Source organism: Bacillus sp. JJ722 (genome assembly GCF_036963345.1).
Classification (GTDB): domain Bacteria; phylum Bacillota; class Bacilli; order Bacillales; family DSM-1321; genus Bacillus_AD.
Map to the genome: position 1 here is coordinate 1 of NZ_JBALMO010000215.1, position 438 is coordinate 438.

At 36.5% G+C, this 438-nt stretch carries 1 protein-coding gene; it reads left to right on the plus strand.

The genetic code is table 11. The features are described 5' to 3' along the window. Positions 1–146 precede the first annotated feature (146 nt). A partial coding sequence (locus V7014_RS21410; protein ID WP_335510138.1) for an AMP-binding protein occupies positions 147–438 on the plus strand: 292 nt, incomplete at its 3' end.

Consider the following 438-nt stretch of genomic DNA (forward strand, 5'->3'; position numbering starts at 1 on the left):
CGCATGGCTCCTTTTTAATTTGGAGTAAAAAAAGAAGCGAAGTCTTCAATCCAAAAGGATCGGTGACGATATTTCGCAATTGTCACAAAAACTTCCATATATTATAATAAAAGAGAATTGTTACTAATTTAAAAGGAGGCGTTTTAATGGGGGATAAACCTTGGCTAGAGCAATATCCTGATGAAATTCCGAAAACGTTGAATTATGGCACATTACCATTGCAGAATTATCTGAAAGAAGCAGCAGCAGAGCAACCTGAGAAGTCAGCCATACATTTTATGGGGAAAGAAATTACGTATCATGAATTGTATCAATCGGCATTAAAGCTTGCGAATTATTTAAAGAAGCTTGGTATTGAAAAGGGTGATCGTGTTGCCATTATGCTTCCTAATACGCCGCAATCTGTTATTGGATATTTTGGTGTATTATTCGCTGGTG